Here is a 23,748-nt window from a genome sequence, read left to right as displayed (position 1 = left end):
GTTTACAAAGCTGCTAAATTAAGCATAATCCCATTAATAGCCACTTTTGAAATAGGATTTTATAAGTTCAGAAAAATGTGTATTTTTATTCTTTATCAACCTTAAAAATTTAAATAATGTCTATACTTTACGCAATTATTGTTGGCGCTATTATTGGCTGGGTCGCTGGTAAATTAATGAAAGGCGGTGGATTTGGATTTCTTATTAATATGATAGTTGGAATTATTGGTGGAGTAGTTGGAAATTTAATTTTCGATTACTTAAATATTCGAATTGGTAGTGGTTTTTTTGCCGATTTAATTACCGGTGTTATTGGTGCGCTTGTTTTTCTTTTTATTATTAGCTTATTTAAAAAAGCTTAGATTTTTTCAAACCTGATTTTCTAACTTTTTTAAGCTATGTTTTTTACAAAGATAATTGGTTATCAACCCTTTTCTATTTGATAAATATTTGTTGAGCAACTTAACTTTTGATGGTTTTTACAAAATCAGGAATACTTTTTATTCCATTTTTACTCAAATGCTTAATAAAAGCACTACCAATGATGCTTCCTTTTGTAAACTTGGTAGCCTGCATAAAAGTTTCTTCATCTTTAATACCGAAACCAACAACCAACTTATTTTTTAAATTCATTTTAGCAATGCGTTCAAAATATTGCATATGTTCTTTGCCAAAACCAGCATTACTGCCAGTTGTTGAAGCTGAACTCACCATATAAATAAAGCTATTGCTTACTTCATCCATTAAACGGATTCGTTCCTGCGAAGTTTGTGGTGTAATTAAAAAAATATTATGTAGGTTGTACTTTTCAAAAATGCCACGGTATTCTTTTTGGTATATTTCTAAAGGAAGGTCGGGCATGATGATACCGTCGATTCCTAATTCAAAGCATTTTTTACAGAAAGCTTCTACGCCAAATTGAAGCATGGCATTAAAATATCCCATTACAATTAATGGAATATGGATTTCATTTCGAATTCCTTCTAATTGTTCGAAGAGTTTTTGTGAACTCATTCCGTTTTTTAATGCCGCAGTAGAACTTTCTTGAATAGTGGGTCCATCGGCTAATGGGTCGCTATACGGTAAACCTATTTCCAGCATATCTACTCCAGCTTTTTGAAGTGATAGCATCACTTTTCGTGTATCTTCTAATCTCGGAAAACCTGCAGTAAAGTAAATGCTTAGTATTTTTCCTTCTTTGTTAAGTTTTTCGTTAATGCGGTTGTTCATCGTTTTTCTTTTCGTAATCTATTTTCTTTTTTCTATTCAAATTTCCTTTACTTATTTTCTAAATTTTAAATCATCAATCTAAATCCTACTTCTAGTAATTTCTTTTCACCGCAAAGACGCAAAGTCCGCAGAGTTTAATTTTTACTTCTCATATCTTAAATCATCAATCATCAATCTTAAATCTAAAACTCAAAATAATCAATATAAGTTTGTAAGTCTTTATCGCCTCGTCCAGATAAATTAAATACCAATACGTCATCTTTTTTAAACTTCATTTCTTTAAAAATGGCAAAAGCATGCGCAGTTTCAATAGCTGGGATAATGCCTTCTGTTTTGCTTAATTCCAATCCAGCAAGCATTGCATTTTCGTCGGTAATCGATACAAATTTTGCTCTACCTGATTCGAATAAATGTGCGTGCATAGGGCCAATTCCAGGGTAATCTAAACCAGCAGAAATGGAATAGGGTTCTGTAATTTGTCCATCTGGATTTTGCATGAGTAAGGTTTTGCTACCGTGAATAATCCCTTCTTTACCTAGTGCAGTTGTAGCAGCAGATTTGTTAGTTAAGATCCCTTTTCCAGCGGCTTCAACAGCAATAATTTGTACATCTTTTTGGTCTAAGTAGTGATAATATAAACCAGCTGCATTACTGCCACCACCCACACAAGCAATTACATAATCTGGATTTTCTCGACCTTCTTTTTCTAACAGTTGAGCTTTAGTTTCTTTAGAAATAATGGCTTGAAAACGCGCTACCAAATCTGGATAGGGATGCGGTCCCACCACCGAACCTATAATGTAGTGCGTGTTTTCAGGATTTGAAATCCAATCGCGAATAGCTTCATTGGTTGCATCTTTCAAGGTTTTACTGCCTGAGTTTGCAGGAATAACCTTTGCGCCGAGCATTTTCATTCGAGAAACATTGGGTGCTTGGCGTTTAATATCTACTGCGCCCATATAAATTATACATTCCATTCCCATTAGTGCACAAGCCGTTGCTGTGGCTACGCCATGTTGACCTGCACCAGTTTCGGCAATGATTCGTTTTTTGCCTAATCGTTTTGCTAATAAAATTTGACCAATGGTGTTGTTTATTTTATGCGCACCCGTATGGCACAAATCTTCCCGTTTTAAATAAATTTTTGCAGCATATTTTTCGCTCATACGTTCAGCAAAATAAAGTGGAGTAGGGCGACCTACATAATCTTTCAATAAATTGTTTAATTCTTTTTGAAAAGAATCTTCTTCAATAATTTTTATGTAGTGTTGCTTAAGATTTTCGATATTAGGATACAACATCTCTGGGATAAATGCACCGCCAAATTTTCCGTAAAAACCGGCTTCATCTGCTAAATATGGATTTTTCCTTTTCATACTACTTCATTTTTTACTTCTTCCACAAAGCGTTTTATTCTTCCAAAATCTTTTAAACCGGGATTAATTTCGAAACCACTATTAATATCAACTCCCCAGATTTTGTTATTCTCTCGAAGTTTATTGATTTGCTCCGTATCGTCGATTTTAATGCCACCGCTTAAAATTAAAGGACTCTCAATTTCTAAATTATCTAACAAATCCCAATCAAATTTAGTTCCATTTCCACCTGGTAATGGGCCTTTAGCGTCTAATAAAATGGCATCTACTTTGGTGTCGAAAGTTTGAATAAGCTCTAAATCGGAAGCTGTTTTTACTGCAATCGCTTTCCAGATTTTTACGTGTGTTAGCTCTTTAGCATATAGCTTTAGTTGAAGTTCGCGTACATATAATAAATTTTCTTTACCATGTAATTGAATTACATCTAGGTTAAAATCTTTAACTTTTTGTATAACATCATTCACACTAGAGTTTACAAAAACACCCACTTTTTTTGTATTTGGTGGAATTTTTTCACTGATACGAAGTGTGTACCGAGCTGATTTTTTATAAAATATGAATCCAGCATAATCTACTTCTAACTTGGCAATTAGAGCCTGGTTTTTTGGATATTTTAATCCGCATACTTTAATTTGAAGTGCTTCTTTTTCCATATTTATTTTTGGGTATTTATTTGATTAATAAAGGCTTTACAGGTTTTTCCTGGTTCTTGAGTTTTCATAAAGTTTTCGCCCATTAAAAAAGCCTGGAAACCAGCATTTTTTAATTTTTGAACAGCTGTTGTTGAGCTAATTCCGCTTTCAGAAACCCGAATAAAGTCTTTTGGAATTTGGTTTACCAATTGCATACTTTGTTCTAAATCTACTTCAAAGGTTTTTAAATTTCGGTTATTTACACCAATTAAATTTACATATTTAGATATTGCTTTTTGCAATTCATTTTCTGCATGAATTTCTACTAAAACTTCTAAGTCTAAGTCTTGTGCTAATTTTGCAAATTCATGTATTTGGTTTTGAGTTAAAATTGCAGCAATCAATAAAATAAAGTCAGCTCCTGCGGCTTTAGCTTCAAAAATTTGGTAAACATCTATTATAAAATCCTTTTGCAAGATAGGGATATTTACGCTTGCTTTTACCGCTTGTAAATCTTGAAAGCTACCACCAAAAAAATGATAATCGGTTAAGACTGAAATTCCTGAAACACCTGCATTTTCATAACCTAAAGCCACTTGTTTAGGGTCGGCATGTAAATTGATGTTCTGCTTGCTAGGCGATTTACGTTTAAATTCGGCAATAATGGCTATTTCTTGTTTTAAAATATGTGCAGAGATCGAGCGTTTTACTTGCTGAAAACCTTCTTCTTTTTGAAGCAAATCTACAGATTTCAGCAATTTTCGTTGCGCTACTTCTTTGGTTTTGAAAGCTATTATTTGATCTAGAATATGCATTAGTTTAGCGATTTTAATTGTTTTAAAACTCCATAAGCTTTCCCTTCAGTTAAATTCTGCAATGCCATTTCAAAACAGGTCGGTAAAGCTTTGCTAGTGGCAGTATGAATGGCTAAAGCTGCATTGGCCGCAACTACATGGTTTTGTGCAGTTGTTCCATTTCCTTTTAAAACATTTAAAAAAATTGTTGCCGCTTCTTGAATGCTATTCCCACCAAATAATTCTTTTTTTTGAAGCGATTTAATATTGAATGTTTCTGCAGAAATCATCAATTCTTTTTCATGTGTATGTACTTTTGCTGAAGAAGTTAATGAAATTTCATCGTAGCCATCGAGCTCATGAATTATGCTGTATTTTTTGTCGGTTTGCTCATATAAATAAGCGTAAGTCCTGAGCAATTCTAAATTGAAAACCCCAACCAATTGCTGCTTTGGAAAACTTGGATTCACCATCGGGCCAAGCATATTGAAAAAGGTTTTTAGGCCAAGGTTTTTTCGAATTGGTGCAACTTCTTTCATAGCAGGATGAAACAAAGGTGCGTGTAGAATACAAATTCCAGCTTTGTCTAAACATTTTTTTAGAAAATCTTCCTTATTACTGAATTGTACACCTAAATTTTCCAGTACATTTGAGCTTCCACTTACCGAAGAAACCCCATAATTTCCATGTTTAGCTACCGGAATTCCACAAGAAGCTGTTACAAAAGAAGCAGCTGTCGAAATATTAAAGGTGTTTTTTCCATCGCCCCCCGTTCCACATAGGTCAATCGGATTATATGCTGAAAGGTCTACCGGAATGCACAATTCTAATAAAGCTTCTCTAAAACCGTCTAGTTCTTCGATACTGATGTTACGCATCATGTAAACGGTTAAAAATGAAGCAATTTCTACTTCAGAAAATTTTCCTTTCGATATGGAAACCAAGACTTCTTTAGCTTCTTGTTTGCTAATCTTTTGAAACTGAGTTAAGCGTTGTAATAGGTTTTTCATTTTTTTATATTTTTCTTTTCAGTTCGAGTGATTATTAAGCTTGTTAAAGCTGAATAATTGTATCGAGAACTTTTATCTTTTGTGCTCTCGATAAACTTTCTATCATTTTCATCTTTGAAATGATAAAAACCACTCGAGCAGACATTTTTCTCATATCTAACTTCTCATATCATCAATCTCATATCTAAAATCCATCTTCTATTATTTTTTTTTCACCGCAGAGCCGCAAAGTGCGCAGAGAATTTTTTCAAATTCTCAAATCATAAATCAATTTCAGCTTTCCACCCAATTTTGTATCATTTTTTTTCCGTGCGGCGTTAATACTGACTCAGGATGAAATTGCACAGCTCTTAGATCGAATTCACGATGACGAATGGACATAATTTGCTGATTTTCGTCTAGGGAAGTTACTTCTAAACAATCTGGTATTTTGGTATCGATCACCCATGAATGGTAACGACCGACTTCTAAAGGTGTAGATAAGTCTTTAAACAAGACTTCATCTTTTACAGTTACATCAATTTGTGTTGCTACGCCATGATATACTTTCTCTAAATTAACTAATTTTCCGCCAAAGACTTCCATGATGGCTTGTTGCCCTAAACAAACTCCAAATAAGGGAATTTTCCCAGCGAAATGGTTAATAATCTCTTTGAGTAATCCCGCTTCATCGGGAATTCCGGGTCCGGGAGAGAGTAAAATTTTATCATATTTTTCAAGTTGAGTAAGGCTAACTTCATCATTTCTGAACACATCAACTTGAGCAGCAAATTCTTCTAAATAATGTACTAAGTTATATACAAACGAATCGTAATTGTCGATAACGGCTATTTTTTGCATGGTATAATTTTTATTTTGAAAACGGATTTTGCGTTAAGGATTGCAGCGGCATCCTTTTAAACCTGGCTTTTGGGTTTAAAAGATATAGCGAAAAGCCTGCCTTACCTATAAAAGCAAACTTTGAAGTTTGGTTTTTTAGGTAAGGAACGCCATTATAAAGTAGATTAATATACATGTTCTGCGAGTTTTAAGGCTTTGGTTAATGCGCCAAGTTTATTATATACTTCCTGTAATTCGTCTTCGGGTTTGGAACTGGAAACAATGCCAGCACCGGCTTGGTAATGTAAGTGTTTGTGCTTGCTTACAAAGCTACGGATAATGATGGCGTGGTTAAAATTACCGTTAAAATCCATAAAGCCAATGGCGCCACCATAGGCATCACGATTTACATTTTCGTATTTTTCGATGAGTTGAAGCGCTTTGTGTTTTGGTGCTCCGCTAAGTGTTCCCGCTGGAAAAGTATCGGCTACTAATTGCATACTCGCTACATCTGATTTTTTTTGGGCAACCACTTTGCTTACTAAATGAATAACATGCGAAAAATATTGAATTTCGCGGTAAGTTTCTACCTTTACTTGACTGGCGTTTCGGCTGAGGTCGTTGCGTGCCAAATCGACTAACATGACGTGTTCGGCATTTTCTTTAGGATCGGTTGCTAAGGCTTTGGCGGCTTTAGCATCTTGTTCATCGTTTCCAGTACGTTTAAAGGTTCCAGCGATGGGATGAATTTCGGCTGTTTGATCTTGAATTACGATTTGCGCTTCGGGCGAACTACCAAAAATTTTGAAATCGCCATAATCGAAATAAAATAAATATGGACTTGGATTTACGCTTCGTAATGCCCTATACACATTGAATTCGTCTCCTTGAAATGCTTGTGAAAATCGACGTGAAAGCACCAATTGAAATACATCTCCACGTTGGCAATGCTGCTTGGCTTTGGCTACATTTTCTAAATATTCTGTATCTGTTAAGTTGGAAAAGGCTTCTTTTTTTAATTTAAAATCGAAGCTGTTTACATTTTGGTTGGCAATTAATTGAATGATTTGTTCTAAAGCTGAATCGCCATTGTAACTGTGATTAAACACATAAGCTTCGTTATTAAAATGATTAATAGCAATGATGTTTTGATAAACGGCGTAGTACATATCGGGCAGTTGTAAAGCTTCTTTGCGTTTGGAGATGTGTACACTTTCGAAATAACGAACTGCATCGAAAGAAGTAAAGCCAAATAAACCATTGTGAATGAATTTGAAGTCTAATTTTTCAGTTTCAAATTGCTGTGTAAAGCTTTGAATTTGCTCTACTACTTTGGTTGATTCATCGATTTCTTGCATATGCTGATTTCCATCGGGGAATTTTTGGGTGATTTTTTCATTTTCTACTTTAAATGAAGCGATAGGGTTGCAGCAGATATACGAAAAACTATTGTCGTTGGCGTGGTAGTCGCTACTTTCTAACAAAAGCGAATTAGGGAATACATCCCTTAGTTTTAAATACACACTTACGGGCGTAATGGTGTCTGCCAAAATTTGTTTGTAGGTAGTTTTAAGTAAATACTTCATATATTGTTTAATAAAAAAAAGGCTTGTCGTGAGACAAGCCTTTATGAGTTTATATAAAAGGAATGTGGATCACGACCTGAGACGTAATTTACTCCACCACCAATTGTTATTTAATATTTTCATGATGACAAATATAATTGCCTTTTTGAAATACCACAATGGAATTTGAAAAAATTGTGTTTTGTTGAAGGAAAAGGAAACAGTGGTTTCTTTCCTATTTTTTTTAGAATCAACTTAGGCTATAATTTTTAATGCTTTTTTTTATGAAAATTCCTAAAAAATTACATGTTGCTTTATTAATTCTATTAATTGGTAGATTAATTTACAATGCGTTTCAAATGGAATGGTTTAAGCTATTTGATGGAACTTTTGAATGGAAATCATTACAAGGTTTTTCCGTTTCTTTGTTAGTCTTATTAGTGTTGATTTTTCAGTATAAATCAACAGCTGAACAAGAAAAGCAGAAGGACAAGTAATAAGTATTTACTAAATAAATTGAGATAAAAAAATCCCGCTTTTGGAAGCGGGATTATATTTTTAATTAGCGACTTCACTAATAAATTTTAGTCGGTAGAGTCTGAGTTCTTCTTCTTCGTAATCACCGTCAAATTCTTCAATAGCATTGTTAATGCTATCGCTTTCGGCTTCTAAAAAGTACTCGTGTATTTCTTCTTGTTGTTCTTCATCTAAAATTTCATCAATCCAATAATTGATGTTGAGTTTTGTTCCGCTGTATACAATAGCTTCCAATTCTTCAATAAAATCGGTCATGTTCATTCCTTTTCCACTTGCAATATCAGGTAAAGGAAGTTTTCGGTCTACATTTTGAATAATGTATAATTTATTACTCGAATTGGCACCTGTAGATTTAACCACCATATCTTCTGGTCTAAAAATGTCGTTTTCTTCAACATAATTACTGATTAAATCGATGAATTTTTTACCAAATTTTTTCGCTTTTCCTTCGCCAACACCATGAATATTGACTAGCTCATCCATTGTTATTGGGTATTTTAGCGCCATATCTTCTAGAGATGGGTCTTGGAAAACTACAAATGGCGGCACTTCTTTTTGTTTGGCCACTTGTTTACGCAACGATTTTAGCATTTTAAGCAATTGCTCATCGGTAGTAACTGCTGTTTTTCGAGCTGGCTCGCCGCTAGTATCAGAAAAATCGTGATCTTCTGCCATTAAAAATGAAGTAGGTTTTTTTAGGTAGTTTTTTCCTTCTTCGGTAACATAAACCACACCGTAGGTTTCAATTTCTTTTTTTAATAAACCAGCCACAATTACTTGTCTGCTCAATGCCATCCAATAGGTTTTGGGTTGATGGCTTCCTTTTCCAAAAATCGGTTTTTCGTCGGTTTTATGCGATTTAATTAGCGCGTTGGTTTTGCCGATTAAAGTGCTTACCAAATCCTTGGTTTTATAAATTTCGCCAGTTTCAATTACGGTTTGTATCAACAAGGCTACATCGTCTTTAGCTTCTTTTTGTTTTTTTGGATAGCGAATATTATCGTCCATATCGCCGCCATCTCCAGTTTTATTATCAAATTCTTCACCAAAATAATGTAAGATGAATTTTCGTCTAGAGATACTACTTTCTGCAAAAGCAACGATTTCTTGGAGTAGGGCATGACCAATTTCTTGTTCGGCAACAGGTTTGCCGCTCATAAATTTCTCTAACTTTTCTACATCCTTATAACTGTAAAAAGCCAGGCAATGGCCTTCGCCACCATCACGACCAGCGCGACCCGTTTCTTGGTAGTACGATTCGATACTTTTAGGAATATCGTTATGAATTACAAAACGCACGTCGGGTTTGTCAATTCCCATACCAAAAGCAATCGTAGCTACTACAACTTCTGCATCTTCCATTAAAAACATGTCTTGATGTTTTGCACGGGTTTTTGCATCTAAACCAGCGTGATAGGGAATGGCGTTTACACCATTTACTTGTAAAGTTTGCGAAAGTTGTTCTACTCGTTTTCGGCTCAAGCAATAAATAATGCCGCTTTTACCTTGGTTTTGTTTTACAAATTTGATAATGTCGGCATCTACATTAGCTGTTTTGGGCCTAATTTCATAATATAAGTTAGGTCGATTAAAAGATGCTTTAAACGTATTGGGGTTTTGCATTCCCAAGTTTTTAATAATATCTTCCTGCACTTTTGGAGTAGCTGTTGCTGTAAGACCAATAATTGGGATATTATCTCCAATTCGCCCTATTATTTTACGTAAATTTCGGTATTCAGGCCTAAAGTCGTGTCCCCATTCTGATATACAATGCGCTTCGTCGATGGCTAAAAAAGAGATGGTTTGCTGCTTTAAAAAGTCAACGTATTCTTCTTTTGTTAGCGATTCTGGTGCTACATATAAAAGTTTGGTGATTCCATTTTCGATATCGCTTTTTACCTGCCTAACTTGGGTTTTGTTAAGCGAAGAATTGAGCACATGAGCCACACCATTTTGGTCGGATAGCGCTTCAATAGCATCTACTTGGTTCTTCATTAAAGCAATTAATGGCGAAACGACAATAGCCGTACCGTCTTGAATTAATGCAGGCAGTTGGTAACAAAGTGATTTTCCGCCACCAGTAGGCATAATTACGAATGAATCCTGACCAGCAATAATACTTTTTATTACTTCTTCTTGAAGTCCTTTGAATTCATCAAATCCAAAAAACTTTTTCAATTCCTTGTGTAAATTGAGTTCTGACAATTTTATAATACTATTTTGTTTTAACTACATTTGCATTTTTAAAGATACGTATTTATTTAAAACTACAAATGCTAAATTCATCTAATATGACTTCCGATGAAATTCTTGACTTAGCCAAAGATACAATTTTTACCCAATCCAATTCCATAAAAGGACTTGCCGATTTGTTAACTACTGATTTTAGCGAAGTTGTACACCAAATTTATAATTCTAAAGGTAGAGTTATTATTACCGGTATTGGTAAAAGCGCGATTATAGCTAATAAAATTGTTGCTACCTTAAATTCTACAGGAACTCCTGCTATTTTTATGCATGCTGCCGATGCCATTCATGGCGATTTAGGCAGTATTTTAAAAGATGATGTGGTTATTTGCATATCGAAAAGTGGGAATACGCCAGAGATTAAAGTCTTGGTTCCATTAATTAAGAATTTTAAAAATACATTAATTGCCATTACGGGCAATGTAGATTCGTACTTGGGGAAACAAGCCAATTATGTTCTCAACTCGTACGTAAATAAAGAAGCTTGCCCTAATAATTTAGCACCAACCACCAGTACAACTGCTCAATTAGTAATGGGCGATGCGTTGGCGGTTAGTCTGTTAAAAATGCGTGGCTTTTCGAGTAAAGACTTTGCTAAGTATCATCCTGGAGGAGCTTTAGGTAAAACCTTATACTTAAAGGTAAGCGATATTACCATTAATAATATGAAACCAAAAGTTTCGCCTAATGCCAATATTAAAGAAGTAATTGTGGTTATTTCAGAAAATAGATTAGGTGCGACAGCTGTTTTAGAGAATGATAAAATTATTGGTATTATTACTGATGGCGATATAAGGCGAATGCTTTCTACCAACGATAATTTTACTCATTTAACCGCTAAAGATATCATGAGTGAAAATCCTAAAACTATTGCCAATTCTGCCTTAGCAGTAAAAGCTTTAGAAGTTTTAGAGCAAAACGATATTTCTCAGGTTTTAGTAGAAGATGAAGGAGTTTATGCGGGTGTTGTTCACTTACACGACCTTATTAAAGAAGGAATACTATAAATGGCTAAAAAACAACGCAAAAACGTAAACGAAATGTCCTTTTTAGACCATCTTGAAGATTTAAGATGGCATCTAATACGTTCTACTTTAGCCATTTTAATTGCAGCAAGTTTAGCTTTTTTAGCTAAGGGATTTATTTTTGACGTAATTTTATTTGGTCCTAAAAAAGTAGATTTTTTCACCTACGAAATTTTTTGTAATCTTTCTAAATATTTAGGTTTAGACGAGAGTTTCTGTTTTACTGAAATGCCATTCCGTATTCAGAGTAGAGTTATGGCAGGACAATTTAGCGCACACATTTGGACATCGATTACAGCTGGTTTTATAGTAGCTTTTCCATATGTAATTTATCAATTTTGGTTGTTTTTATCTCCAGGTTTATATGAAAACGAACGTAAAAACTCGCGTTGGTTTATTTTTGCTACATCTTTATTATTCTTTTTAGGTGTTTTGTTTGGTTACTATATAATTACACCTTTGTCAATTAATTTTTTAGGAAGTTACCAAGTAAGTAATGAAGTCTTTAACGATTTCGATTTAAGCAGTTATATCGGTTTAGTCCGTGCCTGTGTTTTGGCTTGTGGTTTAATATTCGAATTGCCGATTATTATTTACTTTTTATCTAAAATTGGTTTAGTTACTCCAGAATTTTTAAGAAATAATAGGAAATATTCTATTGTTTTAATTCTAATTTTGTCGGCAATAATAACACCACCCGATGTGGCTAGCCAAATAATTGTAACCATCCCCGTTGTGATATTATATGAAATAAGTATTTTTATTTCGAAAGCAGTAGTAAAAAAAGAAAAAAGAAAAACATAGATGAAGGATTTAGTAGATGAGTTTGAAGCCTACCGAGCTAGGATGAACGACAGGATTATTAATGATAATAACAAAGTCTTAAAACGGATTTTTAATTTAGATACCAACTCTTTTGCTGAAGGTGCATTAGATAAAAAAACTAAAGAATTATTAGGCTTAGTTGCTTCTCTAGTTTTACGTTGCGACGATTGTGTAAAATACCACTTAGAGTCTTCTCATAAAATGGGTTTTACTAAAGCACAAGTTGTTGAAGCATTAAGTATTGGTACTTTAGTTGGTGGAACAATTGTTATTCCGCACTTACGAAGAGCTTACGAATACTGGGATGCAGTAGAAGAAAAATATGGAACCAATGCCTAAAAATCCAATTACCTTACGCGCAGAAAATTTAGTAAAGGAATACAAAGGTGTTCCTGTAGTAAAAGGCGTTTCTTTAGAAGTAAACCAAGGAGAAATTGTTGGTTTGCTGGGGCCAAACGGAGCTGGTAAAACCACATCATTCTACATGATTGTTGGTTTGGTAAAACCTACTCGTGGAAGTATTCATTTAAATGAAACGCAAATTACCAAATTTCCGATGTACAAAAGGGCTCAAAATGGAATTGGTTATTTGGCACAAGAAGCATCAATTTTTAGAAAATTGAGCATCGAAGAAAATATTATGAGTGTATTGGAGCTCACCAAATTGAGTAAAAAAGAACGTCAATTCAAAATGGAAAGTTTAATTGAAGAATTTGGATTAGGACATATTCGTAATAACCGTGGCGATTTGTTATCGGGTGGCGAACGTAGACGAACTGAAATTGCCCGAGCATTAGCTACCGATCCGAATTTTATTTTATTAGATGAACCTTTTGCAGGAGTAGATCCTGTAGCGGTTGAAGACATTCAAAAAATTGTTGCGCAATTGAAGGATAAAAACATCGGTATTTTAATAACCGATCATAACGTGCAAGAAACACTCGCTATTACAGACAGAACTTACTTAATGTTCGAAGGTAAAATTTTGAAACACGGAAAGCCTGAAGAACTCGCTGAAGATGAAATGGTAAGAAAAGTGTATTTAGGGCAAAATTTTGAACTGCGTAAAAAGAAAATTTTCAAATAATTAAACTTTAAGTTTTCTGCTTTTCTTTTTCGGCTGCTGGAAACAAAATATTATTTAAAATGAGCCTATATCCTGGCGATGTAGGATGCAATTCCAATTCTGTTTTTGGGTCCCCAACTCGATGCTGGTAATCTTCTGGGTCATGTCCACCATAAAAAGTAAAGAAGCCTTTTCCTTTAATTCCATGAATATACCTTGCTTCTCCATTTACTTTATTTTCACCTAAGATAAGTACATTCGATTTAATTTGGCTAGGTTCAAAACTTGTAGTTTGTCCCATAAAACCTTTTACAATAGCAGTGTGATTTTGATTAAGCATACTTGGAATAGGATCCCATTTGGCTGAAAAATCCATTAAGGTGAAATAATCCTTTTCTTTTGGAATATTCCTTTTTTCGGTCATGTCTATAGAAGAAAATTCGTAAGTATTAGGGTCTTTTACCAATGTATAATCTTTAAAAGCAAAAGTTTGTCCAAAATCTAGTTTGTTTTGATAACCAGGTTCGCTTGCATCGCCATCGAACATGGGTTCACAAATATCGGTTAGGTAAGCAGAAAGTGCAATATCAAAAGAATCGGTTGCGCTACACATGGCAAACATAAATCCGCCACCTACTACATAGTCTCTAATTTTTTGGGCTACTGCTAATTTCGATTTCGAAACTTTATCAAAACCTAAGCTTGTTGCTAAGTTTTCAGCTTGCTTTTTTTCTTCAATATACCAAGGGGTTGCGCGGTAAGCACGATAAAATTTTCCATATTGACCTGTAAAATCTTCATGGTGTAAGTGCAACCAATCATACAGCAGCAACTCATCGTTTAAAACTTCTTTGTCGTATACTTTATCGTAAGGAATTTCGGCATAAGTAAGTACTAAAGTAACGGCATCATCCCACGGAGCGTTTCCATCTGGAGTGTAAACAGCAATGCGAGGCGCTTTTTCTAAAGTTACCGATTCTTGATTAACCGATGGACTTTCGATAGATTCTAAAATGCTATTTGCTTTTGCGTTGCTAATTACCTCATAACTTACTCCGCGAATGGTACACTCTTTTCTTAATTTTTCTGAATCTGGAATTAAAAAGCTACCTCCCTTATAGTTGAGTAGCCATTGCACTTTTTGTCCCCGATCGAGACTCCAGTAAGTAATTCCGTAAGCTTTTAAATGGTCTTTTTGCGATTTGGCATCCATCGGTAAAAGCACAAATGAAGCTTTTACACTTATAGCCATAAAAATCAAAAAAATACAGAGCGTTTTCTGAAACATAATTTACAATAAAAATTGATATCCAAATGTACAGAAATATTGGAAATCGAGAAGGCTTCTGCGCTTAATTTAAACTTAAAAAGGAAAGGGATCGCTATCGTCTTCATTAGTTCCAAAAGCTTCACTAGGATTTGAAGTTTTGGGCGTGCTAAATGGATCATTTTCACTATTCATTTTAGAATCAAATTCTAAATCTTCAGTAATGCTTTTTAAGTTTTCAAATCGACCTAATTCACCTACAAACTTAAGTCGGATATTATCTAAGCCACCATTTCTGTGTTTAGCAACAATAAATTCACCTTGTCCTTCTGTAGGATTTGCTTCTTCGTCATCCCATTCTTGTATATCGTAATATTCTGGTCTATAAATAAATGAAACAATATCTGCATCTTGCTCAATTGCTCCCGATTCTCGTAAGTCGCTCAACAATGGTCTTTTGGTACCACCACGAGTTTCTACAGCACGCGAAAGTTGTGAAAGTGCAATTACAGGAACATTTAATTCTTTAGCTAAGGCTTTTAGGTTTCTAGAAATGGTAGAAATTTCTTGTTCTCTATTTCCGCCTTTGTTGTTTCCGCCACCTGTCATTAACTGTAAATAATCAATTACGATTAGTTGAATGCCATGTTGAGACGAAAGTCTCCTAGCTTTTGCTCTTAGGTCGAAAATGGATAGAGAAGGTGTATCGTCAATGAATAAAGGAGCTTGTTCTAAAGCTTTTACTTTTACATTGAGTTGTTCCCACTCGTGTTTTTTTAAGTTGCCAGTTCTTAATTTTTCAGAATTTAGACCAGTTTCAGATGAAATTAAACGGGTAATTAACTGTACTGAAGACATTTCTAAAGAGAAAAATGCAACAGGTATTTTGTGTTCAACTGCCATATTTCTAGCCATAGATAAGGTAAGTGCTGTTTTTCCCATACCTGGCCTTGCTGCAACAATAATTAAATCGGAAGGTTGCCAACCTGAAGTTAATTTATCTAAATCATCAAAACCAGATGGAATTCCACTTAAACCTTCTTTATTCGATATTTCTTCAATTCGTTTTAAGGCTTGAGTTACTAAGTTTTGTGCCGTTTCTGAAGATTTTTTAATATTGCCTTGTGTAACTTCGTAGAGTTTAGATTCTGCATGGTCGAGCAAATCAAACACATCGGTGCCTTCATCATAAGCTTCTTCTATAATTTCGTTTGAAATTTTAATTAAACTACGTTGAATATATTTTTGTAGAATAATTCTAGAGTGGTATTCAATATGGGCAGAAGACGAAATTTTTTGAGTAAGCTGAATCAAGTAATATTCACCTCCACAGATTTCTAATTTTTTCTCCTTTTTAAGTTGGCTAGAAACCGTTAACAAGTCAATGGGTTGGCCTTCTTGAAAAAGAATATGAATAGCGTCAAAAATGTGCTTGTGAGCGTCCTTGTAAAATGCATCTGGACTTAAAATATCGATAGCTTCGTCGACTCCTTTTTTATCGATCATCATCGCACCTAATACAACTTCTTCTAAATCAATAGCTTGTGGTGGAAGTTTTCCTTTTTGAAGGCTGATTACACTACCTTTTTGGCTTTGATTTTGAATATATTTTTGTTGTGACTCCATATTGCGAATGTAAAAAAAACCTTGTTTTAATGTTACTAAACTATTTTTTTGGTAGTTAACATCATATCAACAATTTAGTGTTTATAAGTATTTAATTGATGTTAATAACTAAAAAAATCCGAAGCAAAAACCCCGGACATTTTATTCTAATTGGGATTCGGAATTATGCGTCTTGAAATACGCCCATTTCAATAAATTTATTCATTCGATTTTCTATCAATTTTTCTGGTGATAACTTTTTAAGTTCTTCGTAAGATTTTAAAATACATTTTTCGACACTTTTAAAAGTATTTTCTCGATCGCTATGAGCTCCACCAATTGGTTCTTTTAAAATCTCATCGATTAATTTTTGTTTTTTCATATCTTTTGCGGTAAGCTTTAAGGCTTCTGCTGCAATTTGCTTTTGTTCCCAGCTTCTCCACAAAATAGAAGAACATGATTCTGGTGAAATAACAGAGTACCATGTGTTTTCTAACATAATAATTTTATCGCCTACACCAATGCCTAATGCGCCACCACTTGCTCCTTCTCCAATTATAATTACTGTAATTGGCACTTGAATATTAAACATTTTTTGAATATTTCTTGCAATAGCTTCACCTTGTCCGCGCTCTTCTGCTTCCAAGCCAGGAAAAGCACCAGGAGTGTCGATTAAACAAACTATTGGGATTCCAAATTTTTCTGCCGATTGCATTAAGCGCAATGCTTTTCGATATCCTTCTGGACTTGCCATTCCAAAATTTCGATATTGTCTTGTTTTAGTATTGTAGCCTTTTTGCTGACCAATAAACATAAAACTTTGGTCTTTAATTTTTCCTAGACCACCAACCATGGCTTTATCGTCTCCAAAATTTCGGTCACCATGTAATTCTAAAAATGAGTCTCCACAAATGGCATTAATGTAGTCCATCGTGTAGGGGCGATTGGGATGTCTAGATAATTGTACCCGTTGCCATGCACTTAAATTTTTATAAATTTCTTTTTTGGTTTCTTCTATTCTTTTTTCAAGCTGCTTACATGTATCAGATACATCAACATCGCTTTCTGTGCCAATTCTACAAGCTTTTTGGTATTGCTCGTTTAATTCTTTTATAGGAATTTCAAAGTCTAAATACTCCATAATTGAGTGTCGTGTTTAGGTAAAGAGTGAATAAGCAAATATAGGAAACTTTAGAAAATGCATTTCTATTTACGAGTTTAAAATTCAATTTTTAATCATTAAGTCAAACAAACACACTATAGCGAGAATTTCGACTCTTCGGCATACTAAGGAAAGCTTAACTCAATACGAATGCTTAACCAAACAATTCCGCTTTGATGATTAGAGCTAATAATTTTAAGGTGTTTTTTCTATGAAGAATGTTACCTCTTTGCTTTTTGAAGTAAGTAAATTGAGAGAATTCCGAAAACGATATTCGAAAACCAAACTGCAATAAGTGGAGAAAAGGTAGACTCTTCGGCAATGCTACCAAATACTTTTTCAAAAAAGATATAACCGAAGCCAATTACAATACCAATGGCTAGATTTACACCCATACCACCACGTCGTTTTATAGCAGACACCGAAACACCGATAATGGTTAAAATAAATGCCGAAACAGGAATACTCCAGCGTCGATAAGAAACTACTTCGTAGCGATTAATGTTAGGTGAACCACGCTTTTTTTCTTGTGCTATAAAATCTTGCAGTTCGTTGTAATTTAATGTTTCTGCAATATATTCTACTGGTGTTAATTCATCAAAATCGAAGGGAAGGATTGTGTCTAATGTATTTTCTTTAATAAAAACATCTTCTCTTTCGCCTACAATTCGCTTTACATAATTTTTTAAGGTGTAAGTAGAATCTGCATTTAGTTTTAGTCGGTCAGCTTTAATTTTATATTTCAACTCTGTTCCTTCAAAATGTTCTAAAGTAAAGTTGGATGCAGTTTTACTCTTTTCTCTAAAATTGCTCGCATAAATTACTTCGTTGTCATTAATTTGTCTGTAAACATCTCGGGGTCTTTCGCTTGGTCTAGAACTTTTTAAATACTTAAATTTATATTCATTAAAACCCGCACTTGCAGATGGTACAATATACATGCTTAAAACAATGGCAATTCCACAAACTATGCTTGCTCCTATAAAATATGGTCTTAAAAAGCGAGTAAAAGAAACACCTGAACTCAAAAAAGCCACAATTTCTGTGTTATTAGCTAATTTGGATGTAAACCAAATTACCGATAAAAAAAGTAAAATAGGGAAGAGTAGATTAGCAAAATAAATGGTAAAGTTTCCGTAGTAAGCTAAAGTTTCGTCTAATGGAGCTTCGTTGGCGATAATTTTATCTACTTTTTCAGAGAAATCTACAATTATTCCAATTGGAATGAAAAGCAATACCATTACAAAAAAAGTAGATAAATAGCGTTTTAATATGTACCAGTCTAGGATTTTCAATCTACAAGCGTTTGTTCATTTGTTTTACCATTTTGTCTTTCCATGATCTGAAAGTACCAGCAATAATTTGTTTTCTTGCTTCTCTTACTAACCAAAGATAAAAACCTAAATTGTGTATGGTGGCAATTTGTTTACCTAATAATTCATTTACTGTAAATAAATGCCTTAAATAAGCCTTGCTATATTCTGTATCTACCCAAGTTATATCCATTTCATCGATTGGCGAAAAGTCGTTATGCCATTTCTTATTTTTAATGTTTATGGTACCATGAGCGGTAAATAACATTCCATTTCTAGCATTTCGAGTTGGCATAACACAATCGAACATATCTACGCCTAATGCAATATTTTCTAATAAATTAAGTGGTGTACCAACACCCATTAAATATCTGGGTTTGTCTTCTGGTAGAATGTCGGTAACCACTTCTGTCATAGCATACATCTCATCGTCTGGTTCGCCTACAGAAAGGCCACCAATTGCGTTTCCTTCTGCTTCAACTGAAGCGATGTACTCTGCAGATTGTTTGCGTAAATCTTTGTACGTACTTCCCTGTACAATTGGGAAAAGTGTTTGTTTATAGCCGTATAATTCCGGACTTATTTTTAATTGAGCAATACAGCGTTCTAGCCAACGATGCGTCATGTGCATAGAGCGTTGCGCATAGTTGTAATCGCATGGATACGGAGTACATTCATCGAAAGCCATGATAATATCTGCGCCGATTTCTCGCTGAATATCCATTACATTTTCGGGTGTAAACCAATGCGAAGAACCATCGATATGCGATTTGAATTTTACACCTTCTTCCTTAATTTTTCGGTTTGCTGAAAGTGAATAAACCTGATAACCACCGCTATCAGTTAGAATATTTCGGTCCCAATTCATGAATTTATGCAAACCACCAGCTTGTTTTAAAATTTCTGTTTTTGGGCGTAAGTATAAATGATAGGTGTTTCCTAAAATTACATCGGCATTGATGTCGTTTTTTAATTCGCGCTGATGCACTCCTTTTACAGTAGCGATTGTGCCTACGGGCATAAAAATCGGAGTTTCTATAGTGCCGTGGTCCGTGGTAATTTTTCCAGCTCTCGCGTTCGAAAGTGGGTCTTTAGCTTTTAAATCAAATTTCATTCAAAAAAAATTCTCGGCAAAGATAGGCTTTTTAAAGTGTCTCTGCCGAGAGGCAATTCAAGTATTTGTATTTAAATGTTACAACATTTTATTTATAATTTCTTCAAAATAAGTTTCATTGCCGGGTTTCATTTTGCCATTTTCATCCATCATATAAGGAATACCATTTTCTACAGCTACTACTTTTCCAGTGGAATCGATAAATGCATTTAAAGGATAGGAATTAATACTTAATTCATTGCAAAAATCGTTGGCATCAATAAGGTGTTCGAAATTAAATTCGTGTGTTTCTAAAAAAGTATTTACTTCCGATTTGGTATTAAAAGTGATCGCTACAAAATGAACTTGATCTTGGTATTTTTCTTTTAGCTTATTTAAAGCTGGCATTTCGTCTATACAAGGTGCGCAATTTTTAAACCAGAAATTAATCATGACGGGTTCGCCTTTGTATTTTTCAAAACCCATTTTTTTATCTTGTAAGTTGGCTAGGTTAAAATCTGGAAATGCTTTGCCCAGCAATTGGTCTCGAACTCCATTTTTTTGCTCTTTACTTGGTGAAAGAATTTCGCCGTTAATCATTAATTCTATACTAGTAGCTACAATTATAGAGTCTTGCTTTACTAGCGTGTCTACATAGAAAGTTTGCACTTGTGCGTCTTGATGAATTTGATTTGCAATATTCTTATATTGTTCAATCCTTTTATCGAGCTGCTTTTGGGTAATGGCTTTCCCATCAGCAAATTTATAATAAACTATATTTTCTTGTGCATTACATAACATAGATGTGATGTATAATGCAAAAATCATGAGTAGTTTTAGCATTTTTTATTTGTTAGATTAATTTTGTTTTAAAATTCCATTTTGAGTGAGTTCGTAGGTTTCGCCTTCTTGCATGCTAAAACTCAGTTCTTCCCAATGGCTTCCATTTAATTTGGTTAGTTGAACTTGATTTGATTTCTCTTTCATTTTAAATTGAAAGTTAGCCAAGCGGTCGGAAGTTTCATTTTTGTCTGGAAGAATTCCGCTTACGCCAAATGCATTAATGTATTGCGAAGTAAATCGGTTTAAATCAAAAGTCAACTCTTCCCATGCACAACCTTCTGTACATTGCATGCTATAAGCATCTTTGTTTTTAGTTATTGAAATTTTAAAATGCGTGTTGTAATATGCTTCGTCTTTTAAATCTACTTTTACCAAACCATTAAAATTTTTAGCATCTATAGCTTTATTGGATTGCAGTTCTTTAGATAAAGTATTGAAGTTTTTAAATACAGAAACCGACTTAATTTCATTAGGTTTAATATTTCTAAATATAGAATCATTCACAACTTTATTATTCACAACATAAATAGGCTGCTCTTTTGCATCAACTGTATCGATAAAATTGATTTCATCTACAGCAACATCATTATTTAGTATAAACGTATCTTCAACTTTTGGAGAAGCATAAAAGGCCGTGTTCCCTTTTTTGTAACGTAATTTATTTTCATTTTCGAACCAAATGATGCTTCTATTTCTCAACATTTTTTTATAGAGAATAGTTCTTGCAATTACTTTATTAAAATTATCAGCTTCAATATCTTCATAAAAATCGGTGTCTTTAAAAAATAATTGATTGTTTTTTAATTCAATTTCTCCAAAAACAAGGACGTTTGTGTGTAAATCACTTTTTTGAATTTCATTGCCATCTAAAAAAACTTGATTGGCTTTGTTGAAGTAAGTTTGAATGTCATTTTCACTGTAGGTTTCTTCATTAGAATAGCTAATTTCTGATTTCGCTTTAAAATTAAGCTCTTGGTTTGATGAAGTGATTACTCCACTCATGCTTGCCATTTCTAGTTCATTTTCACTTTTAAACCAAATTACCTTTTGCTCTTCGTTTGGCTTTTCATTGTCTTTTAGCAACTGAATTAAAATCCTTGCTATTCCTTTATTGGTTTCGTTAGGTCTTAATTTAGCATCGGTAAAGTATAACTCGTTATTTTTGATGTTGAAATTTTGATAAGTAAGCACTTTGTTCATTAAATCTGCTTTAGCCACTTTTTTATCGTTGATGTATACAAATTCTGCTTTTTCATACAAGTTGGTTAATTGCTTTCTGTTTTCAGCATATGAAACATCCGAGACAAAGGATTTTGTTTCATTGTTTTTATACATGTTTTTAACCGCAATTTTTCCATCTTCATCAATATTTAAAACAGTAGATAATTTGTTTTCGTAAGAATTGAAAAGTTTGTGATCTCCAAATCCATAATTTTTTACTTCGCCTGTAACTTCGAGCACATCGTCATTAAAGCTGAAGTTTTCCATTAAAATAAATTGTCCTTTATGTTGTTTTGCATTAAAGTTCTTTCCGTTTAACTTAATTTGTTTCCCGTTTTGAATATGGTTTTTAAGTTTTTCTTGTAAGTCTGGCACAACTTCTACATAAACCGAAGTGTGTACTATTTTTTTTGGTGTTTTGTCGTAACCACTTTCAAATTGAGCAGCAAATTTTTCTTTGGGAATATTCATTTCCAATCGCATTAGGCTAACATCGTTTTCACGAAGGCCTTCAATGGTTTTAAAAATGAAGATTTCTCGCTCCTTATCATCATTTTCAAATAATTTGTAAATTTCAGATACTTCGGTTTCTTCTAATTCTGTTGCTTCAATACTAAGGTTTAGCTCTTCATTTTTTTTGCCATTAAAAAGTACCGTACTGGTTTTTACTTCTTTTATAACAATGTCGGTTAAGGCAATAGGCTTGTTTTTTGTATATAAATTACCATTAATAATTAGTTGAGTAGCTTCATTTAAAAAATTGTATAACTCTTTTTCAGGTTCTTTAAATTCTACAATTTCAGCAGTATCATTTTTAAAATTTCTAATTACTTCGTAATTTTTTATTGGTTCAGTTCCAGAAACTACCAATTCCTTTTCAAGTCCATTCGCATCATCTGAAAATTTGATTTTAATGCGGGTAATCTCTCCATTTTTGTTTCGTTTTACCCTAGAAAATTTAAGTTTTTGCTGTTGTTTAGCAAAAAATTTCTCAAGTTGGTCTAGTCCATCTTGAGTAGTTGTCTTGGTGATTTTTGCTTTGATGTTATCAAGATGAGAACTAGTTTTTAGCGTGTCTTGTTGAAAATTTTCTGAATTATTTTCATTTAAAAGCTTAGCATTATTCTTATTATTTGAAGTATTAAATTTACTTGAAGATGCTTCAACAATATCCTTCTTAGCATTTACATCAATAATCACTTCTTTGGCAATGGTTTCAGTTTGAAAAAGCCAAATAAAACCAAGTATAAAAGGTACAATGAAGCTGTATTTTATTAATTTTTGTTTTGAAGATTTTTCTTTGTTGAGCATCATAATTCTGTTTTTTAAAGATGATTGTTTAAAAAAGTAACTGGCATATTGCATGTTGCTTTCTAAAGCGAAATAATTCAGTAAGGTGTATTGGTATTGTTTAATCGACTTGGTTTTTTGAGCTGTTTTGGCATCGGCGATGTATTCTAAATTTTCATCTATAGCCGAACGATAAATGTAAGATAATGGGTTGAACCAAAGTATAATACAAGCTAAATTACCCAACAACATATCGATGGAATGCGCATCTTTAATGTGAATTGCTTCATGGGTTTTAATGATTTTTAATTCGGTTTCGCTAAGCAAATTGGGATTGTAAGCCATGATATTGAAAAATGAAAAAGCTTCAATTTCTTGTTCGGTTTCCATATAACAAATTCCATTTTTCTTCACTTTTTTTGCTTTTTGAAGCAGCTTCAATAAAACGGCACTATGGTAAATAAGCTTTCCTGTAAAGAAAATGATTCCTAAAATATAAACAAATAACAAGGCATCTTGCCAAGTAATTTGTTCCCAAAATGAAGCTTCTATAACTTCTGGAATTTCATCAACGTAATTTATAGGAATTGAATGTTCATTTGAATAACTTATGGTATTGCCGAAGGATTCTTGCATTGGTATTTCAACTTCAATCAGTTCAATTTGGGTAATATTAAGTAGTGGCAAGCCAAAACTTAAAACTAATCCAGCCAAAAGGAAAAATCGATTGGTTTGTAAAAAACTTTCTTTGCTTAAAAAGAGTTTATAAATTAATACAAAAATACTCAGTAGAGCGGCAGATTTTGCTAAGTAGATTAAGGTTTCCAT

At 33.6% G+C, this 23,748-nt stretch carries 21 protein-coding genes; 6 read left to right on the top strand and 15 right to left on the bottom strand.

Annotation, left to right across the window (positions count from 1 at the left end):
* Positions 1 to 116: 116 nt before the first annotated feature.
* A complete protein-coding gene (locus tag IEV63_RS08840; RefSeq protein ID WP_188406435.1) occupies positions 117 to 362 on the top strand; it encodes a GlsB/YeaQ/YmgE family stress response membrane protein in 246 nt (81 codons plus the stop codon).
* A 100-nt stretch (positions 363 to 462) separates the two neighbouring features.
* Here IEV63_RS08840 and trpA read toward each other — a convergent pair whose 3' ends face one another.
* From trpA to IEV63_RS08805, 7 genes are all read right to left on the bottom strand, one after another.
* The gene (trpA, locus tag IEV63_RS08835) at positions 463 to 1,230 is read right to left on the bottom strand and encodes a tryptophan synthase subunit alpha (RefSeq protein ID WP_188406434.1); all 768 of its coding nucleotides are present in this window, start codon (positions 1,228 to 1,230) and stop codon (positions 463 to 465) included.
* Positions 1,231 to 1,412: 182 nt separating this feature from the next.
* Positions 1,413 to 2,606 carry a tryptophan synthase subunit beta gene (gene trpB / locus IEV63_RS08830; RefSeq protein ID WP_188406433.1) on the bottom strand — a complete coding sequence of 398 codons (1,194 nt, stop codon included), beginning with the start codon at positions 2,604 to 2,606 and terminating at the stop codon, positions 1,413 to 1,415.
* A complete protein-coding gene (locus tag IEV63_RS08825) occupies positions 2,603 to 3,259 on the bottom strand; it encodes a phosphoribosylanthranilate isomerase (RefSeq protein WP_188406432.1) in 657 nt (218 codons plus the stop codon). The genes trpB and IEV63_RS08825 overlap by 4 nt, the downstream gene beginning before the upstream one ends.
* Before the next feature lie 2 nt (positions 3,260 to 3,261).
* Positions 3,262 to 4,053: an indole-3-glycerol phosphate synthase TrpC gene (gene trpC / locus IEV63_RS08820; RefSeq protein ID WP_188406431.1), complete on the bottom strand. Its 792-nt coding sequence runs from the start codon at positions 4,051 to 4,053 to the stop codon at positions 3,262 to 3,264.
* Positions 4,053 to 5,042, bottom strand: a complete 990-nt coding sequence (gene trpD, locus IEV63_RS08815; RefSeq protein WP_188406430.1) for an anthranilate phosphoribosyltransferase — start codon at positions 5,040 to 5,042, stop codon at positions 4,053 to 4,055. Before trpD ends, trpC begins: the two co-directional genes overlap by 1 nt.
* Before the next feature lie 273 nt (positions 5,043 to 5,315).
* Positions 5,316 to 5,882 (bottom strand): anthranilate synthase component II, encoded by a 567-nt coding sequence (locus IEV63_RS08810; RefSeq protein WP_188406429.1) that lies wholly within the window; start codon positions 5,880 to 5,882, stop codon positions 5,316 to 5,318.
* A gap of 164 nt (positions 5,883 to 6,046) precedes the next feature.
* Entirely contained in the window at positions 6,047 to 7,447 is a 1,401-nt protein-coding gene (locus tag IEV63_RS08805; protein WP_188406428.1) for an anthranilate synthase component I family protein, read from the bottom strand.
* A 263-nt stretch (positions 7,448 to 7,710) separates the two neighbouring features.
* Here IEV63_RS08805 and IEV63_RS08800 point away from each other — a divergent pair, with 263 nt between their 5' ends.
* The gene (locus tag IEV63_RS08800) at positions 7,711 to 7,923 is read left to right on the top strand and encodes a hypothetical protein (RefSeq protein ID WP_188406427.1); all 213 of its coding nucleotides are present in this window, start codon (positions 7,711 to 7,713) and stop codon (positions 7,921 to 7,923) included.
* Between the two features lie 61 nt (positions 7,924 to 7,984).
* On the opposite strand, the gene IEV63_RS08795 is transcribed toward IEV63_RS08800, so the two are convergent.
* Positions 7,985 to 10,168: an ATP-dependent DNA helicase RecQ gene (locus IEV63_RS08795; protein ID WP_188406426.1), complete on the bottom strand. Its 2,184-nt coding sequence runs from the start codon at positions 10,166 to 10,168 to the stop codon at positions 7,985 to 7,987.
* An 86-nt stretch (positions 10,169 to 10,254) separates the two neighbouring features.
* On the opposite strand from IEV63_RS08795, the gene IEV63_RS08790 reads away from it, so the two are divergent.
* From IEV63_RS08790 to lptB, 4 genes are read left to right on the top strand one after another with little or no spacing between them, the layout of a single operon-like run.
* On the top strand, positions 10,255 to 11,217 hold the full coding sequence (locus IEV63_RS08790; RefSeq protein ID WP_188406495.1) for a KpsF/GutQ family sugar-phosphate isomerase: 963 nt from the start codon (positions 10,255 to 10,257) through the stop codon (positions 11,215 to 11,217).
* The gene (tatC, locus tag IEV63_RS08785; RefSeq protein WP_188406425.1) at positions 11,218 to 12,039 is read left to right on the top strand and encodes a twin-arginine translocase subunit TatC; all 822 of its coding nucleotides are present in this window, start codon (positions 11,218 to 11,220) and stop codon (positions 12,037 to 12,039) included. It abuts the gene before it with no gap.
* Positions 12,040 to 12,399, top strand: coding sequence for a carboxymuconolactone decarboxylase family protein (locus IEV63_RS08780; protein ID WP_188406424.1), 360 nt, complete (start codon positions 12,040 to 12,042; stop codon positions 12,397 to 12,399).
* Between the two features lie 7 nt (positions 12,400 to 12,406).
* Positions 12,407 to 13,147, top strand: coding sequence for an LPS export ABC transporter ATP-binding protein (lptB, locus tag IEV63_RS08775; RefSeq protein WP_188406494.1), 741 nt, complete (start codon positions 12,407 to 12,409; stop codon positions 13,145 to 13,147).
* 7 nt (positions 13,148 to 13,154) lie between these two features.
* Here the strand turns inward: lptB and IEV63_RS08770 are convergent, their stop codons facing one another.
* The 7 genes from IEV63_RS08770 to IEV63_RS08740 all read right to left on the bottom strand — a co-directional run bounded on the left by IEV63_RS08770 (position 13,155) and on the right by IEV63_RS08740 (position 23,748).
* The gene (locus IEV63_RS08770) at positions 13,155 to 14,339 is read right to left on the bottom strand and encodes an asparagine synthetase B (protein WP_373283736.1); all 1,185 of its coding nucleotides are present in this window, start codon (positions 14,337 to 14,339) and stop codon (positions 13,155 to 13,157) included.
* 150 nt (positions 14,340 to 14,489) lie between these two features.
* On the bottom strand, positions 14,490 to 16,019 hold the full coding sequence (gene dnaB / locus IEV63_RS08765) for a replicative DNA helicase (protein ID WP_188406423.1): 1,530 nt from the start codon (positions 16,017 to 16,019) through the stop codon (positions 14,490 to 14,492).
* A 163-nt stretch (positions 16,020 to 16,182) separates the two neighbouring features.
* On the bottom strand, positions 16,183 to 17,139 hold the full coding sequence (locus IEV63_RS08760) for an acetyl-CoA carboxylase carboxyltransferase subunit alpha (RefSeq protein ID WP_188406422.1): 957 nt from the start codon (positions 17,137 to 17,139) through the stop codon (positions 16,183 to 16,185).
* Between the two features lie 242 nt (positions 17,140 to 17,381).
* Entirely contained in the window at positions 17,382 to 18,455 is a 1,074-nt protein-coding gene (locus tag IEV63_RS08755; RefSeq protein WP_188406421.1) for an LptF/LptG family permease, read from the bottom strand.
* Between the two features lies 1 nt (position 18,456).
* Positions 18,457 to 19,587, bottom strand: coding sequence for a tRNA guanosine(34) transglycosylase Tgt (gene tgt, locus IEV63_RS08750; RefSeq protein ID WP_188406420.1), 1,131 nt, complete (start codon positions 19,585 to 19,587; stop codon positions 18,457 to 18,459).
* 78 nt (positions 19,588 to 19,665) lie between these two features.
* On the bottom strand, positions 19,666 to 20,409 hold the full coding sequence (locus IEV63_RS08745; RefSeq protein ID WP_188406419.1) for a TlpA family protein disulfide reductase: 744 nt from the start codon (positions 20,407 to 20,409) through the stop codon (positions 19,666 to 19,668).
* 15 nt (positions 20,410 to 20,424) lie between these two features.
* Entirely contained in the window at positions 20,425 to 23,748 is a 3,324-nt protein-coding gene (locus IEV63_RS08740; RefSeq protein ID WP_188406418.1) for a M56 family metallopeptidase, read from the bottom strand.

Origin of the sequence: Psychroflexus salis (genome assembly GCF_014640175.1) — a bacterium.
Lineage (GTDB): Bacteria > Bacteroidota > Bacteroidia > Flavobacteriales > Flavobacteriaceae > Psychroflexus > Psychroflexus salis.
This window is presented reverse-complemented; position numbering and strand designations above follow the sequence as displayed.